The organism is Pseudohaliea sp., assembly GCF_040217025.1.
Lineage (GTDB): Bacteria > Pseudomonadota > Gammaproteobacteria > Pseudomonadales > Halieaceae > Pseudohaliea.
In genome coordinates this window covers 165,467-181,118 of record NZ_JAVJOA010000004.1, presented here as the reverse complement: position 1 = coordinate 181,118, position 15,652 = coordinate 165,467, and the positions used below count along the sequence as shown (strand labels likewise).

The following is a 15,652-nucleotide window of genomic DNA, read 5'->3' as shown; positions in this document are numbered from 1 at the left end:
CGTGCGGATTGTGCGGAAAGTGCGGATTCAGGTCAGGTGAAGCACCCTCAAATCTCGTTGGCCTCCCCGTCTCTCTGCAGATTCAGTATTCACAATCCGCACAATCCGCACAATCCGCACAACCCGCATGTGCAAAGGACTGCCTCAGCTACAGACCTCCCACGCACTCGCGTCACCATTTGTGTTGCACTCGACAACGCGCACATGTCCTGATTCCTCCAGAATAGCTAGAAGAGATCTGAGGTGGCTTACCGATTTGCGCAGTTCGCGTTTGGGGATTAGTCGCTGTATGTCGTCAATCTTCGCGCGGCCGTCGTTCTCCTCCAGCCAGCTAAGAATCTCAGCAGCTTGCCTGCGAGTCTTGCTTTGCTCATTAAGCAGCGCACGTCGAAGCGTAGTCTCGAGATAGTAGTGCATCAGGCGCCACGCGCGCTCAATCTGGTGTTCTGTGATTCGCTCGATCGCAGCTTTGTTTGGCTTTGCGGAGGATTCGAGCAACGAGATTACACCGGCTAAGCGCAGCGCGTTCTCGCCGGCCTTAGATGCGAAGGGTCTGATTGGTTCGTACCTGCCTGACGGCCCGAGCTCTCGCTCCACAGCGTCGTAGTGCTCGATCCAGCATTCTCGCGCCTTCTTTGTGAGGGTCTTCGATGGCAGTTGAAGGCCGTGCCCAGCGTCCAGCGCAGGCTCATGTTCGAGTAGTTCCTTGATGCGACGGTGAAATTCTTGCATAGCGTCAGAGGCGTGGGCATCCTTGCCATGGTAGAAGCGCGTTCCGGCCAGGCTGGCGCAATCGGCGATAAGAAACCGGGCCAGAATTCCTTGCTGCTGCATGAGGGCATCACTCAAGACCTCTTCCGCGATGATTGGCTGCATTTGTAGATGCACTGTCAACCGCCGGTTGAAAAGCATCATCGACTCCCCTTTAGCGGCTCGCGTGCGAGCAATGGGTCCGCCGTCCCAGAACTTGCTCAGACCTGCTATCGTCTTGCCGCGCTGCTCTGGTTGCATGGCGTGGCCGCCGAAAAACTGCGCCCCTTCGTCGTTATTGAGTATCTGGCTTGGTGGACCAAGGTGGAACGCCCTCTGCAAGCCCTCGAGGGTGGGCTCTTGCACGATCAGCTGGGGGTCCCGCGGCATATCAGGTTCTTGCAGATGCTCAAGCTGAGATCGGCAGTTTTCCTCCCCGGATTTCGAGGCGAGAGCCTTCTTTCTGTTTGACTCGATGAGGGCTTTTTCGTCTCGGTAGGCCTTCAGGTCAGCGGCGTGGTCGTGGATTTGCTGCTGTCGGAACTCGAGCAGCGGCCTGCCGGCAACCTTGTCGCATGCGCTCTTGCGGTCGCCCGATTCCGCTACCGTAGCAAGGAAGAGTGAGACCGGTATGATGCGCCCATCAAGCTCGACGTTACATACAGACTGGGCGCAGAAGCTCGCGTATGAAAGTATCGAATGCGCCGCCATCGCCAATGGCGCCTGTACATCTCGCGCAAGACTGGCTGCTGCTGAGCCGAGACGGGCTCCAAGGTCAGACACAGGGTACTTCTGCTTAGGTGTAATCTCGATAAAAGACGTCGCTGGAGGTCCTGAAGCGCTTTGCATCGGTGCACCGATTAACCGGTTGAGCTCATCTTCTCGACCTACCTCACGGGAGAGCCAGCGTGGCCCGATCTTGTTGGTGCCCTGATTTGCCTCGCCATCGAACCGGGCGAGGTCAGCTTCGTTACCAGTCTTGTCATAACCAGGTGCCCGCTGGCACCGTGCTTCCCAAAGTGCCTCTATCGCCTCACGCTGGCCGTCCGAGTAGCAGCGTTTCCGAAGTTCGGCAGTGCATCGGGTGAGCCTTTTATAGAACCCCTCGTTGGCTAGCTGAGTATCAGTCAAGTCCTCGAGGCAAGTGCGGAAGTGTTCAACAACGTTGTCGTTAACGAGGAAATCGATCGCGTCCACTTCCGGGTAGGCGAACCAGTTATCAGCCTCCTGCGTGTTCGCAAGCTCGTGAATCCAGGGGTAGTCGCTCACCGACGCCAGATTGAATGCTGACTCAGAGCCCAAGACTGAGGGGCTTCCCGCTTCTGCGACCGGCCGCAACAGATTGCGACCGCAAGCCAGTTCCTCGCCAGATCCCGGGATTCGTTCCCCCGTCATCGCGATGAATCGCTTTGAGTTGAATACTTCAATGATTCCTCCGCCATCCTCGAGAACAAGTCTTTGGACCGGCGTGGAGGATCCTCTGACGAAGATATGTAGCCCGGCGCCGGACACAGATCGCTGCACAAATGCTCCTTCCCGCAGTGCGCTTTGTACGATTCTCCGAGCCGCTGGGGAGTAAAAGACCAGGTCATCGTTGGTCGAGGAGGGCTCCAACACGTCGTCCATGTCGATGACAGTGATGCCATCCGCTTCGGTAAGTACGTAGCCAAGCAGTCGGCCTTTTCGCTGTCCAAGCAAGGACATTGCCTGGGCAAAGCTGCCATAGCTTCGCGGATCGAGCGGGTCTGCTGCCGTCCCTGCCTCGAGCTCTACTTTTCTTCCGCGTCGCGTCGTGGTGTAGGCCCTGATAGTGCAGGGTATTTTTCGGAGTTTCGCCGAGCCGGCATCGGATGCAACCTTGCATACCAGCCATCTGTCTTTGCCTCGCAGAAATTCGGGAAACGAGATCTCGTTCGCATCGATTCCAGCCCCACTGCCACTAACTGGTCGACGGCTATTGCTGGCCGTGCTGAGCCGGACGTCAGCGGTTGAGGAGCGCGTCATAAAATTGCTCCTTTTGCGAGCCTGGGTTGAATTCCCGCCGGTCGCTTTACCCTGCGCAGCAGCTTCTGGAGCTCGGATTCGTCGAGCAAGAGCTTCTGTTCGAGCCGGTCAGCGATAGCCAGTACCACCTTTTCATTTGCACGCAGCAGGGTTGCCGTCCGTGAGGTGATCTGTGCGTAAGCCGTTTCTACGTCGAGACCCGAGTGCAGCGCGATGTTGAGCGCAACGACCTGTGCCGCTACTACCTCGTCTAAGGATGAAGCCCTGCGAGCGTCGGCAGGGTTGAATAGATGTTCACCAACTAGTCCAGAGATATGTCGCATCCCGAGCGCATACAGCATTGGATGATCTCGAGGATCAGCATACTGTCCTAAGTAGTTTCCTAGTTTCGGCGTTATGTAGCCGAGCCAGGTCTCGCCTACCTCCTCAGGCGGCGATTTCTCCTCGTGGATTACCACTTCTGCTGGAGGCGGCAAGCGGTCGCAGGTAGTGATCTGCCACACCACGGCATGAGATGCTTCATGGAGCGCCGCGGTTCTGCGTGTAGAGCCCAGCGTGCTCCATCCTTCTGCTGCGACTGCTTGCTGGCTTCTAGACATGACTTCGGCGAAGAGCAGCGGCTGTGCTTCCGGAGGGAATGTAGCGAGAGCGCTACGTTCCATGCCCGGTAGGTCGGTGATTGAGAGGTTGCCATTCAGCTGATTCCGCATGGCGCGACCTCCTTTTTCACCATATCCAGGTCGTCACCTAGGATCTGGCGGTCTGCCTCGGCAACCTGCTCAGGGCGCCAGTAGTTCTGGTCGTTCAGCTTGAACGGTTCCGGGATCCTCCCCGACCGTCGCCAGCGCCACAGAGTCGCGGAAGTGATGCCGTACCGCGCGAGTAGGTCGCGTGTGCGGTAGATTCGAGATTGATCAATGTGCATGCCCGACGTCCCTCGTTGTGTTGGGTGACGTCGTTCATGCTAAGGAGTGTTCGAAAATTAGAGCAGAGGGGGCGATCACCGATTTTTCCAAGCAGTAACCCCCTCTTGACTAAACGTAGCGTGCTCTCTTACTTGTCGATCGCGTTGTTGACGACTTCTCTGATCGGGTTTTTGCCTACTTCTTGCAGTCCAATCAATGGCATAGCCACTCGAGCGAATCGCTCAAATGGATGCTCAGTTTGCGACTGCACTCTCTTCAAGCGCCCGCCGAGCTCCCGGTAGATGGCAGCTAGCTCAAGAATTGCCCAGTCGCGTACATGGTTTTTTCTTGGTCGTTGTCCCGCAAGCTCTGCTCGCGCCGATTTGGCCGCTAACTCGAGTTGTTCTATACGCTCAAGTAGATGCGGTAAGGCTTTTGCGTCGCGGTCCCCCTGATATGTTCGGAAAGCGCCGTGTTCGTAGAGCTTCGCTTGCGATGCGTCGCCCATCTCAGTGAGGATTTCCTTGATAGTCGCGGCGGAATCGAGCAAATCGTCAAAATATTCGCGCTGAGCGCCAGGGTTGCTGGTAACTGTATGATCGTGGGCCTCCACCTCCTGCATGCGCCGGACCTCGCAGCTTAGTCGCATCAAACACTCTCGCACTTGATCAAGCTTGCTCTCACAAAGAACCTGTTGACCAGCTGAATTGGTCGACCTGATTACTAAGGCGGCATCTTCTTCGGAGATTTCGTCGCCAATGAAAGAAGTAGGCGGGGAGTGTTCCGGATTTTCAGGGGCCAGCTGATCATCCCATCCGGCAATTGTAATGACGGTGCGCCCTGAGTGCGAAGGCCTGCGAGCCCTGGCCGCTGGTCGTCCGTTTTTGGCGCGTATTTTCGTCTTCGCCACTATGCTGCTCCCCGTCGGAACTGACATACATTTCCCGCGCCAACCTGAAGAATGGCGTCAACGTGGTTTGCCCATTGCTGCAGTGCGAACTTGCGCTCCTCGAAGTAGTCATGGTGATCGTAGACATCGATGATGCCGCCCAGACTGTGATTGAGGCAGCGCTCTGCGATGTGTGGTGCGACCTTGAGCCGGCTTAGTCCCGATCGCAGCGTGCGCCGCAGGTCGTGGGGCGAGAACGAGGGGATAGGCAGCACAGGCTCGCGTTTCGGGTCAGGCTTCGTAACGAGCCGGCGTACCGCCCGCCCTAGTGCTTTGTCCGAGAGCGGCTGACTCGTCTCAGCCTCCGACCTTAGTTTGCCGGGGAACAGCCAAACCGGATCTAGCCCCTCGAGTTCCTTTATCAAGCCAATGGCCTGGCGGGGCAGGGTACATACGAACGGCTTCGCTTTCTTCGCCTGCTTCGGAGAGAGCTTCTGGTGCTCGACGGGGATCATCAGCGTGGCCGCCTCGGCGTCGTAGTCCTCCCATCTAGCCTGCCGTAGCTCGCCGCTCCTTAACCCGGTGAGAAGTAACAACTTGAGCGCAATCTTGATCTGCAAGGAGAGTCGCTTGTGCTTGTCCAGCGCCTCGTGCAACTGCCTGATCTCGGAGTCGTTCAGGATTCGATCACGGACAGTTTCCGATACGCCAAACAAGCTCAAGGTCAGCGTCTGGGCTGGGTTTGCCTCCATCGCACCTATCGATACACCGTAGTTGAACATTTGCTTTGTGTGGGCCAGGACCTTTCCAGCCTGCGCCGGCGCGTCCCGGTCGATGACATCTCGGATCAGGGAGCGCACGGCAGGAGCTGTGACGCTTCGCAACTTTAGCCTGCCCAGCCGGGGGAGGATGTCGTTATCGAGCGTGCGGCGGACATTTTCCGGGCGGCGCCTGTGAGGTTTGATGCGTTCGTTGTAGAACGCCTCGCCGAGCTCGCGCACCGTCGTCGGCGTCGCGCCGCTGACTATGCTGACGCCATCTTCATGCCGCTGCTTGGCCCTACGGTGTTCTCTGGCGGCCTCTTCGAGACCCATGCTCGGATAGTGACCGTAAGTAATGATCCTGGGCTTGTGGCCTCGCCCGCGATCCCATCGAAAAGACTTTTTCCCATGAGGCGACACACGCACGATCATGCCCGGCGCGATAGCGACCGGTACGTCAAACGGTGCATTCCGAGGACGCAGCCGGTCTAGTTGAAGCTCTGTCCTAACCGGCGACCTTTGAGCCATTGAGCTGCACCTCGCTCCAGGTGGACTTCCAGGTGGAATTGCCCGTGAGTTGGAATGAAATGAAATGTTAGACCTGACCGCCGATGCTTGTCAAAAAAATCAATTAAAACAGATAGATATGAAGTTGGGATGTTATGGTTTGAAATGGTATGAGAGGCGTGAAAGTCTTCTTCGGGAGGAAGGGGTCGCAGGTTCAAATCCTGCCACACCGACCATTTCAGCCGAAAACTTCCGTCCCGCCCTCTACTTTTCTGCCGGTGTCTCGCTCGCTTTTGCCAGGCGCGCCAGGTTTCTCGCCGCGTCCTTGAACCCCGGGTCGATGGCCAGCGCACGCTCGTAGCTGCCCCGGGCGCCGGCGGGCTTGCCCAGCGCCCGCAGCGCGTTGCCCAGGTTGTTGTGCGCCTCGACGTAAAGGGGGCGCAGGCGGATCGCGTGCCCGTAGGCCCGGGCTGCTTCGGCGGGCCGACCGTGGCGCAGCAGTACGTTGCCGTGATTGAAATGCAGCACGGGGTCGTCGTCGATGCGGCCGAGCAGCGCCTCGAAGCAGCGCAGGGCATCCTCCAGGTCACCGAGCTCCGCCAGGGCGATGGCAAGGTTGCTGAGCGCATCCGTGTAGGCCGGCTCGAGGGTCAGGGCGCGCCGGTAGGCGAGGCAGGCCGCGGCGAGGTCGCCCTTGCCGGCGAGCAGCACGCCGTGCAGGTTGTGCAGGGAAGGTTGCTCCGGGTGCAGCCGGCACAGGTGCGCCACCTCGCTGCGCGCCGCCGCCGGGTTGCTCTTGCGCAGGGACTCCAGGCGCTGGAAATCGGCGCTGCTGAGCGGTGCCCGCTGCCCCCGGAGATCACCCTGCAGGGCCTTCAGGGCCTTGCGCGCCTTCTTGTGTCCCGGCTCGCGGGCGAGGATCTGGTGATAGCGGCGCTTCGCCTGCTCGATGTCGCCACGCCGGGCCGCGTTCTCGGCGGCCTTCAGGGCTTCCTTGGTGACGTAGATGCGGGGTGCCATGCGCTGCTCCGGGCCGCGGGGCCATTCGGTGACTCGGGCGGAGTATACGCGATGCCCTGCAGCTGCCGCAGGCCCTTGCCGGCGCGAGGCGCCATGCCGATACTGGCTGCCCGGCGTTGAGAGACGAGGAGATGCCGTGAACGAAGTCCGCAGCGTCAGCCTCGTGCTCGGCAGCGGCGGCGCCCGGGGCCACGCCCACATCGGGGTGGTCCGCGCGGTGCTCGAGCGGGGTTATGCGATCAGCAACATCGCCGGCACCTCCATGGGGGCGCTGATCGGCGGCGTTTACGCCGCGGGCGCGCTCGATACCTACAGCGATTGGGCCTTCCACCTGGAGCGGCGCGACGTGGTGCGCCTGCTCGACATCTCCTTTTCGCGCCGCTCCCTGTTCAAGGGCGAGCGGGTCTTCGACGTGCTGCGGGAGCTGCTCGGCGAGCGCCACATCGAGGACCTCGACCGCGGCTTCGTCGCCGTGGCCACGGACATCAACGCCCAGCGGGAGGTGTGGCTCAACCGCGGCGAGCTGTTCCGCGCCATCCGCGCGTCCAGTGCAGTGCCCGGGGTCTTCACGCCCGTCACCCAGGAGGGGCGGGTGCTGGTCGACGGCGGCCTGGTAAACCCCATTCCCATCGCGCCCACGCTGACCGACACCACCGACGCCACCATCGCGGTCAACCTCAATGCCCTCGGTGGACGCCGTCGTCGCAAGGCCGCGGCGCGGCCGGCACCGGCCGGCGGCGAAGGCGCGGGGGAAACCGAGAAAGAAGCGGCGACGGCGGAAGTGGACAGCTACCGCGAGCGCATCGCCCAGTTCTTCCGCGACCAGTTCGGCGACAGCGAGCCGGCGGAGGCCCACCCCACGGCGATGGAACTGCTGTCGAAGTCCTTCGACACCATGCAGGGGCAGATCGCGCGCATGAAGCTCGCCACCTACGCGCCGACGGTGACCGTCGAGATCCCTCGCGGTGCCTGCGGCTTCTTCGAGTTCGACCGGGCCGAGGAGCTCGCCGAGATCGGCTACGAGGCGGCCAGCCGGGCGCTCTCGGCCCTGGGGCCGCCCGCCGGGCAGCCGCCGGTCGCCTGAGCGGCGACGCCCCAGCGGGTGCTGTCAGCTGCGGAAGGCTTCTGCGCCGGGCAGTCGCGCGAGGGCGTCGCTGCCCTCCCAGCGGTCGGCCCAGGCAGCGAACTCGGCGGGCGGCAAGGGCCTCGCGATGCCGAACCCCTGGGCGACCTCGCAGCCGATGGACCGCAGGCAGTCGAGCGTGTCGGCGTCCTCCAGCCCCTCGGCGACCACCCGCATGCCGAAGATCCGCGCCAGCTCGACGATGGTGCGGACCAGCCCCGCGTCCTCCGGCGACAGCAGCAGCCGAGTCACGAAGGAGCGATCCACCTTGAGCTCGTCGGCGGGAATGTCGCGGAAGTAGGCCAGGGACGAGTAGCCGGTGCCGAAATCGTCGATGGAAATCCGGCAGCCCAGGTCCCGCAGCTGCCCCATGATCTTGAGCCCGGCCTCGGCGTCACGCATGAAGGCCTGCTCGGTGATCTCCAGGGTCATGCGTGCCGGGGGCATGTCCCAGATCTTCAGCGCGCCGTTGATCATGCCGGGCAGGTCCGCGCGGTCGATGAGGCTCGCCGGTATGTTTACCGAGAGCGGCACCTCCCGCCCCGCCCGGGACCAATCCCGGTACTGCCGCGCGGCGGCGTGCACCACCCACTTGGTCAGCTCGAAGCTGCGCTGGATGTCCTCGGCGATCTGCACCGCGACCTCCGGTGATATCCAGCCGCGCTCGGGGTTGTGCCAGCGCAGGAGCGCCTCGGCGCCGGCCAGTTGCCCGCTGCCGATGGCGACCTTCGGCTGGTAGTAGAGAAGAAAGTCGTTGTCGTGCAGCGCCTCGGTGAAGGGCCGGATCAGGTCGTCGGGACGCGCCTGGCTGTCGGCGAGCACCTCGCTGAGTTCCCGCCCGTCGCCGCGGCGAAGCGCGGCCAGGTGTTCTTCCGCCCGGGCCAGGGTGAGCAGTGGCGACAGGCGGCAGGCCCGGTTCAGGGCGATGGCGATGAGGAGTTCGGCAGCGGTCAGGTAGCCGTCGAGTTCCAGGGCTTCCTCGAGCGCCGTGCGCATGCGGCCGACGACCACCGGCAGCAGCTCCGCTTGCGTGACCGTCGGCAGGATGACCGCAAAGGTGTGCGAGGCGATACGAAAGACCGTGTCTTCGGCCGGTGCGAGTGCTGCCAGCTGCCGTTCAGTCTCTGCCAGGACCGCGTCGCCGATGTCGAAGGCGTGCCGGTGGTTGATCTCGCGGAGGTTGGCGATGTCGACGAGGAGCAGGCCGAGATCGGGGGCCTCGCCGCCGGCCCAGGCGGCGAACTGACCCAGGCGGTCCAGGAAGGCGTCGCGCGCGATGGCTGGAACCGCGGGCACGTCACAGACCCAGGCGGCAGGGGTCGATGCCGTGGGCGCCGGGCGCGAGGCTGGTGAGAATCTCCAGCGGCCCTCCGCTCGCGTCTTCCGTGGTCTCGAGCAGGTCGAGCATGCGCGGCTTCGCCAGCGGCTGCTTGTCGCCATCGAGGAGCAGGAGGACCCGGGGGCGCAGGCGGCGGGAGCGGTACTCCGACACCACGACCGCGACTTCCCCGGAGGTCAGCTCGACGAGCGTACCCGCCGGGTAGATGCCGATAGCCTGGATGAACTCCTCGACGAACTCCGCCTGGAATTCGCGGTCCCGGACGTCGTGGAGGTACTTGATGGCGCTCGACGGCGACTGCCCGCGCGCATAGCTGCGGTCCGAGGTGAGGGCATCGTAGCAATCGACGATGCCGGCGATGCGGGCGAAAATCGGAATGTTGTCGCCCTTCAGGCCATCGGGATAGCCGGAGCCGTCGTGACGCTCGTGGTGGTGCAGGGCCATCGCGATGATGTCGTTGTTCAGGGTGCCGCTCTCGGTGATGAAGGCCGCGCCATGGTGGACGTGGGCCCGCACCTGCTCGAGATCCTCGCCTTCAAGGCGCTCCGGGCTGTTCAGGAGCTCCGGTGGTACCTGCAGCTTGCCGACGTCGAACAGGAGGCCGCCGACGGCGAGGGTCCGCAGGTCCTGCTTCGGCAGACCCAGCTGCCGGCCCATGGCCACGGCCCAGATCGAGGTGGCCACGGAATGCTGGTAGGTGTACTCGTCGAGCTGCCGCAGCCGTGCTAGCCATATACATGCGTCGGGGTTGCGGGTGATGCTGTCGATCATCGGCTCCACGGAGCGCTTGATGCTCAACATGTCCACCGCACCGCCGCGGGCGAGGGAGCCGTAGACGCCGCGCACCTCGGCCGAGAGTGTATCGACCGCCGTCGTGGCCTGCGGGTACTCGGTCTCCCAGTCGGACTGGTCCCGGTAGGTCGTGAGCTCCCGGCCCGGCAGCAGTTTGGCCTTGTCGAGGCGATCCCGCGTGATCGGGTCGCTGCCCTTGCGCGGCTGGCGCCGGCGCTCGTGGTGCGCCGGCGCGACCTGGGGAGCAGGTCGCCGCGGCTCGCGCTGCTCGCCCTTCTCGACGTCGATGAACACGTACTTGCACAGGGCGCGCAGTGTCGCCAGATCCTTCTCGTCCTTGATGAGCAGGCCCTGCACGGCAAAGGGGCTTTCCAGCCAGGATCGATCCAGGCCCGACACGAACATGCCGAGCTCGAGATCTTCGACGTTTACCTTGACGATTTCGAGCATCTATCAGGCCACCGGGGACGGGACTAGCAGCTTTCCTGAGTTGCGAGCCTACACGAGATGGCCCCGGCGCGCCCAGCGAGAGCCCGGGGCTTCGGGGACAGGGCCCGCGGGGCTAGCGCGGGTAGGCGGGGGCCAGCTCGCGCTTGCTGGCGGCCCCGGGGACTTCCCGCACCAGTCGCGGCACGAGGTACCCGGGCCTGCGCGTCGCCAGCTCGCCGACCAGCGCGCGCGCGCACTCCTCGCTCACATCGAAGTGGGCCGCGCCGTGCACCGGGTCCAGGAGGTGCAGGTAGTAGGGCAGGACGCCCGCGTCCCAGAGGCGATCCGACAGGTTGGCGAGGACATCCGCGCTGTCGTTCACCCCGGCGAGGAGCACGGCCTGGTTCAGCAGCGTGATGCCCCGGGCCCGGAGCCGGTCACAGGCCGCGCGCACGGCAGCGTCGATCTCGTTGCCGTGGTTGGCGTGCAGCACCACGACGCTCCGCAAGCCCTCCTGGTCGAGGGCGTCGAGCAGGCCGGGGGTCACCCGGTCCGGGATGACCACCGGCAGCCGCGTGTGCACGCGCAGCGTCCTGAGCCGGGGCAGTCGCGCCAGCGCGTCCACGAGCTCGGCCAGGTAGCCGTCGCCCGCGAGCAGGGGGTCGCCGCCGGAGAGAATCAACTCCTCGAGGTCCTCCTGGTCCGCGAGCCAGGCGAGCGCCTCGTCCCGCTCGCGACGCCCGAGGGCATTGTCGCCATAGGGAAAGTGGCGGCGGAAGCAGTAGCGGCAGTTCACCGCGCAGCCACCGGCCACCAGCAGCAGGGCGCGGCCGCCGTACTTCTGCACGATGCCGGGGCGCGGGTTGGCGCCGGCAACCTCGCCGACCGGGTCGTCGTTGAAGCCGGCCGCCGGCTGCAGCTCGGCACCGGCGGCCATGACCTGCCGGAGCAGCGGATCATCGGGGTCGCCGGGGCGCATGCGGGCGAGGAAGGGCCGGGGCACGCGCAGGGCGAACGCCGCCGCCGCGCCCGCGCTGTCGCCGAAGAGCCCCGGGTCGAGGTCCAGCGCCGCGGCGAGCTCGGCCGGGTCCGCGACGGCAGCGCGCAGTTGCGCCTGCCAGTCTCCCGCCGGTGTGAGGCGGATCGGGTCCGGGGTCATCGGCAGGGTCAGCGGGCGAGGCGGTCGCGCAGGCTGTAGAAGAGCATGCCCGCGACCAGGCCCGGGAAGCGGAGCACGGTGCCGCCGGGAAAACGCCGCGTGGGCATCCCGGCCATGATATCGAAGCGTTCGGCGCTGCCGCTGATGACCTCGGCGAGGATCTTGCCGGCGAGGGTGGCGATGGGTACGCCGTGCCCCGAGTAGCCGTGGGCGTAGAAGATGCGTGCGGACAGGCGGCCGAGGTCCGGGAGCCGGCTCATGGTGATGGCCAGCGTTCCGCCCCAGCCGTACTCGATGGCAGCGTCCTCGAGCTCCGGGTAGATCTTCAGCATGTAGGGCCGCACGAAGGCCTTGATGTCACTGGGGAAGGTGCGCGTGTAGGTTTCGCCGCCGCCGAAGAGCAGCCGGTTGTCCGCGGACAGCTTCCAGTAGTTGATGACGAAACGCGTGTCGGACATGGAGGCGTCGTCGCGGATCAGCCGGCGGGCGGTCTCTTCCGGCAGCGGCTCCGTGGCCAGCATGTAGTTGTTGATGGGCATGATGCGCCCCGCGCAGCGCTTCTCGAGCTTGTCGAGGTAGCCGTTGCAGCCGAGCACGAGGTAGCGCGCGTTGACCGTGCCGCGCGCGGTGCGTACGCGCACGGCGGTGTCTTCCCGGTAGTCGAGGACGCGGCTGTCCTCGAACAGCTCCGCGCCCAGGTCGCGCGCCGCGGCCGCGAGGCCCAGGGCGTAGTTGAGCGGGTGCAGGTGGCGGGCGCCGTAATCCATGAGGCCGCCGTGCATGCCCTGGGCCGAGGTCCACTCGGGCAGTTCCGCCGGCGGCACGTAGCGCAGCTGGTCGTAGCCGTAGCGCTCTGCCAGGTGCTCCGCCTCGCCGGCGAGGTCCTCGCCCGCCTGGGCGCTCGAGGCGACGTGCAGGTTGCCGGTCTTCAGCTCGCAGTCGATGGCGAACTCGTCGATGAGGCTGCACACCGTGCCAACGGCTTCGAGGCCGAGGTCCCAGAGGGCCCGGGCGCGCTCATCGCCGACCATTTTCTCGAGCTCGGGCTGGTCGACCCGCTGCCCGGTACCCACGTGGCCGCCGTTGCGCCCGGAGGCGCCCCAGCCGACCTTGTTGGCCTCGAGAAGAATGACGCTGTAGCCGCGGCGGCGCAGGTGGATGGCGCTGGACAGGCCCGTGTAGCCGCCGCCGATGATGCAGACGTCGACCTCCCGGTCGCCCTCGAGGCGCGCAAAGGTCAGGTCGCGGTTGGCACTGGCGGCATACCAGGAATCGGTGTGGGGCTGGCCTTCGTCCATGGCAAAACTCTAGCAGCTGGCGATGCGCGCCAAGGATACCACCCCGGGGTTAGCCGCACTTGCCGCCTCGCGAAAGGTACTGCGATACTGCCGTCAACTCCCCCAGCGGACGCGCCCATGGACGATGTAAAGCAGGTCATCCGGGACTGGCTCAAGCAACACCAGATCTCGGAGGTCGAGGTGCTGGTGCCCGACCTCACCGGCAACGCCCGCGGCAAGTTCATCCCCGCGCACCAGTTCCTCAACGACAGCCTGCCGAAACTCCCAGAGAGCATCCTGGTCCAGACCGTGACCGGCGAGTACTCGGACGAGCACTGGGAGTTCGTCGAGCCCACCGACACGGACATGCTGCTGAAGCCCGATGTCAGCACCCTGCGCGTGGTGCCCTGGGCGCGGGAGCCCACCGCGCAGATCATCCACGACTGCTATAACCTGAAGGGCGACCTGCACCCGCTGGCCTCGCGCACGATCCTGCGCAAGGTGCTCGCCGCCTACAGCGAGGCCGGCCTGTCGCCGGTGGTGGCACCGGAGGTCGAGTTCTACCTGGTCGCCCGCAACCTCGACTCCGACTACGAGCTCGAGCCCCCGGCGGGCCGCTCCGGCCGCAAGGAGACGGCGCGCCTGTCCTACGGCATCGATGCCGTGGCGGAGTTCGAGGACTTCGTGGAAGACATGTACGAGTTTGCCGATGCGCAGGAGCTCGACGTGGATACGCTGATCCACGAGAACGGCGCCGCGCAGATGGAGATCAACTTCCGCCACGGCGACCCGCTCAAGCTCGCGGACCAGGTCTTCGTGTTCAAGCGCACCGTGCGCGAGACGGCGCACAAGCACGACATGTACGCCACTTTCATGGCCAAGCCCATGCGCATCGAGCCCGGCAGCGCGCTGCACATCCACCAGAGCGTGCTTGACGTCGAGACCGGGCGCAACATTTTCGCCAAGGACGACGGCAGCTTCACGCCGGCGCTACTCAGCTACATCGCCGGCCTGCAGCGCTACACGCCGGAGCTGATCAGCCTCTATGCGCCGAACGTGAATTCCTACCGGCGCCTGGCGCCGGACATCTCCGCGCCGATCAACCTGAACTGGGGCTTCGACAACCGCACCACCGCGTTCCGGGTGCCGCACAGCGCGCCGGACCACACGCGGGTCGAGAACCGTTTCCCCGGCGCCGATGCCAACCCCTATCTCGCCATTGCCGCGAGCCTGGCCAGCGGCCTCCTCGGCATGCGCGAGCAGCTGACACCCACGGAGCCCCACGCCGGCACGGCGAATGAGGACGACGTGGAAGTTGCGCGCACGCTGGAAGAGGGTCTGCGCAACCTGCGCGCCACGCCCGCGCTCTGCGACCTCTTCGGGGACCTGTTCCTGCGCGCCTACACGGCCGTGAAGCTCGACGAGTTCGAGGAATTCAACCGCGTGATCAGCTCCTGGGAGCGGGAGCATCTCCTGCTGCAGGTCTGAGCAAGCGATGACCCTGACCGGTCGCCTGTTCGACAGCCGCCGCGGCTACCGCCTCTTCCAGGCGGTGAAGTACGCGACCTATCTCGCGCTCTGCTTCAATGTCTACCTGTTCCTGCGCGAGGAACTGCTCTCCCTCGAGCATACCTTTACCGGCGGCCTCGCCCTGGGCGAGGTGGTGCAGGTCTTCGCCGCGACCATCGACACCGCGGCCTGGGTGATCCTGCTGCTGCTGTTCGAGCTGGAGACCTCGGTGCTGGAAGACGAGCAGATCCGCGGCTGGACGCGCAGGGCCCTGCACTGGACGCGGCTCGCCTGCGGCGCCGCAATCGTCTACGCGTTCACCGGCTACCTGGCGGAGCTGTCGACGCTCCTGGACGCCACCGTGCTCGAAGGCTTCGACGCCTGCCAGCGGGTGTCCGAGCCCTGGTCGGTACTCGAAAAGCTCGATAAGTACGCGCCGCTGTCCACTGCGAACTGTGCCGGCCTGGGCGCGGCACCGCTGCAGATCGACGGCTTCCAGATCCTGGCCGACGCCGACGTGCTGCAGCAGGCGCGCTGGCTGGCGTGGACGGACGTGATCAACGCCGGGGCCTGGATCCTGGTGGTGCTCCTGCTTGAGGTGGAAGTGCGTCTGCAGCTGCGGGGCAACCTGTCGGACCACATTATGCGGATCAACAAGTTCCTGAAGTTCGGGGTGTACGGGGTACTGTTCCTGGCGGCGGCCTACTGGGGCTACGCGGGGGACTTCCTGGATTTCTGGGATGCCTTCCTCTGGCTCTTCGCGTTCATCTTCATCGAGCTGAACGTCTTCGATTGGCAGCAGGAGACGGCGCACGGCGCGCCCGCCTGAGGCGCGCCGCCGGGTTTCCTTCGCCCGGGCTAGTAGTCGTCCAGCTCGAGGTCGTAGTCGCCCAGTTCCTCGCGCAGACGCTTTTCCTCCAGCCGTCGCTCCGCCCGCCGCCGCATGGCGGCAAGGCGCTGCTTCTGGGAGCTGAAGGCTTCCAGCGGCTCGAAGTCGTCGTTGTCGTAATCGCCGACGAGGGGCTCGAAGCCGTCGTCGTTGCCGTCCAGGTCGGCAGCCTGTTCGCGCTCACCCATCAGAGAACCTCCCCCGGTATTGGCCAGCACGCCATTTCCGCGGAATATCGGACACAGAAGCCGCCGAGTAAAGTGAATTTTGCTGGCATTTGCAGGGTCAGACCTGTCGCC

The 15,652-nt window shown here is 64.6% G+C and carries 14 protein-coding genes; 3 read left to right on the top strand and 11 right to left on the bottom strand.

Features of this window, described 5'->3' with window-relative positions; translation table 11 throughout:
• Nucleotides 1-144: 144 nt before the first annotated feature.
• The 6 genes from RKE50_RS01815 to RKE50_RS01790 form a co-directional block, all read right to left on the bottom strand.
• Nucleotides 145-2,754, bottom strand: coding sequence for a DUF3987 domain-containing protein (locus RKE50_RS01815; protein WP_350033912.1), 2,610 nt, complete (start codon nucleotides 2,752-2,754; stop codon nucleotides 145-147).
• The gene (locus RKE50_RS01810; RefSeq protein ID WP_350033911.1) at nucleotides 2,751-3,464 is read right to left on the bottom strand and encodes a hypothetical protein; all 714 of its coding nucleotides are present in this window, start codon (nucleotides 3,462-3,464) and stop codon (nucleotides 2,751-2,753) included. The genes RKE50_RS01815 and RKE50_RS01810 overlap by 4 nt, the downstream gene beginning before the upstream one ends.
• On the bottom strand, nucleotides 3,449-3,679 hold the full coding sequence (locus tag RKE50_RS01805) for a helix-turn-helix transcriptional regulator (RefSeq protein ID WP_350033910.1): 231 nt from the start codon (nucleotides 3,677-3,679) through the stop codon (nucleotides 3,449-3,451). Before RKE50_RS01805 ends, RKE50_RS01810 begins: the two co-directional genes overlap by 16 nt.
• 128 nt (nucleotides 3,680-3,807) lie before the next feature.
• On the bottom strand, nucleotides 3,808-4,569 hold the full coding sequence (locus RKE50_RS01800; RefSeq protein WP_350033908.1) for a hypothetical protein: 762 nt from the start codon (nucleotides 4,567-4,569) through the stop codon (nucleotides 3,808-3,810).
• The gene (locus RKE50_RS01795; RefSeq protein ID WP_350033906.1) at nucleotides 4,569-5,837 is read right to left on the bottom strand and encodes a tyrosine-type recombinase/integrase; all 1,269 of its coding nucleotides are present in this window, start codon (nucleotides 5,835-5,837) and stop codon (nucleotides 4,569-4,571) included. Before RKE50_RS01795 ends, RKE50_RS01800 begins: the two co-directional genes overlap by 1 nt.
• A gap of 243 nt (nucleotides 5,838-6,080) precedes the next feature.
• Nucleotides 6,081-6,836, bottom strand: coding sequence for a tetratricopeptide repeat protein (locus RKE50_RS01790; RefSeq protein ID WP_350033904.1), 756 nt, complete (start codon nucleotides 6,834-6,836; stop codon nucleotides 6,081-6,083).
• A 136-nt stretch (nucleotides 6,837-6,972) separates the two neighbouring features.
• On the opposite strand from RKE50_RS01790, the gene RKE50_RS01785 reads away from it, so the two are divergent.
• Nucleotides 6,973-7,920: a patatin-like phospholipase family protein gene (locus RKE50_RS01785; protein WP_350033903.1), complete on the top strand. Its 948-nt coding sequence runs from the start codon at nucleotides 6,973-6,975 to the stop codon at nucleotides 7,918-7,920.
• A 24-nt stretch (nucleotides 7,921-7,944) separates the two neighbouring features.
• Here RKE50_RS01785 and RKE50_RS01780 read toward each other — a convergent pair whose 3' ends face one another.
• The 4 genes from RKE50_RS01780 to RKE50_RS01765 form a co-directional block, all read right to left on the bottom strand.
• Nucleotides 7,945-9,255, bottom strand: a complete 1,311-nt coding sequence (locus RKE50_RS01780; protein ID WP_350033901.1) for a putative bifunctional diguanylate cyclase/phosphodiesterase — start codon at nucleotides 9,253-9,255, stop codon at nucleotides 7,945-7,947.
• A 1-nt stretch (nucleotide 9,256) separates the two neighbouring features.
• Entirely contained in the window at nucleotides 9,257-10,540 is a 1,284-nt protein-coding gene (locus tag RKE50_RS01775) for a cyclic di-GMP phosphodiesterase (RefSeq protein WP_350033899.1), read from the bottom strand.
• Between the two features lie 112 nt (nucleotides 10,541-10,652).
• Nucleotides 10,653-11,678: an EF-P beta-lysylation protein EpmB gene (gene epmB, locus RKE50_RS01770; protein WP_350033898.1), complete on the bottom strand. Its 1,026-nt coding sequence runs from the start codon at nucleotides 11,676-11,678 to the stop codon at nucleotides 10,653-10,655.
• 8 nt (nucleotides 11,679-11,686) lie between these two features.
• Entirely contained in the window at nucleotides 11,687-12,976 is a 1,290-nt protein-coding gene (locus RKE50_RS01765) for an NAD(P)/FAD-dependent oxidoreductase (RefSeq protein WP_350033896.1), read from the bottom strand.
• Between the two features lie 117 nt (nucleotides 12,977-13,093).
• Here RKE50_RS01765 and RKE50_RS01760 point away from each other — a divergent pair, with 117 nt between their 5' ends.
• Together RKE50_RS01760 and RKE50_RS01755 are read left to right on the top strand one after the other, a co-directional pair.
• The gene (locus RKE50_RS01760; protein WP_350033894.1) at nucleotides 13,094-14,443 is read left to right on the top strand and encodes a glutamine synthetase family protein; all 1,350 of its coding nucleotides are present in this window, start codon (nucleotides 13,094-13,096) and stop codon (nucleotides 14,441-14,443) included.
• Nucleotides 14,444-14,450: 7 nt separating this feature from the next.
• The gene (locus RKE50_RS01755) at nucleotides 14,451-15,293 is read left to right on the top strand and encodes a hypothetical protein (RefSeq protein ID WP_350033892.1); all 843 of its coding nucleotides are present in this window, start codon (nucleotides 14,451-14,453) and stop codon (nucleotides 15,291-15,293) included.
• A gap of 29 nt (nucleotides 15,294-15,322) precedes the next feature.
• Here RKE50_RS01755 and RKE50_RS01750 read toward each other — a convergent pair whose 3' ends face one another.
• Complete coding sequence (locus tag RKE50_RS01750; RefSeq protein WP_350033890.1) at nucleotides 15,323-15,541, bottom strand: PA3496 family putative envelope integrity protein; 219 nt, start codon at nucleotides 15,539-15,541, stop codon at nucleotides 15,323-15,325.
• Nucleotides 15,542-15,652 lie beyond the last annotated feature (111 nt).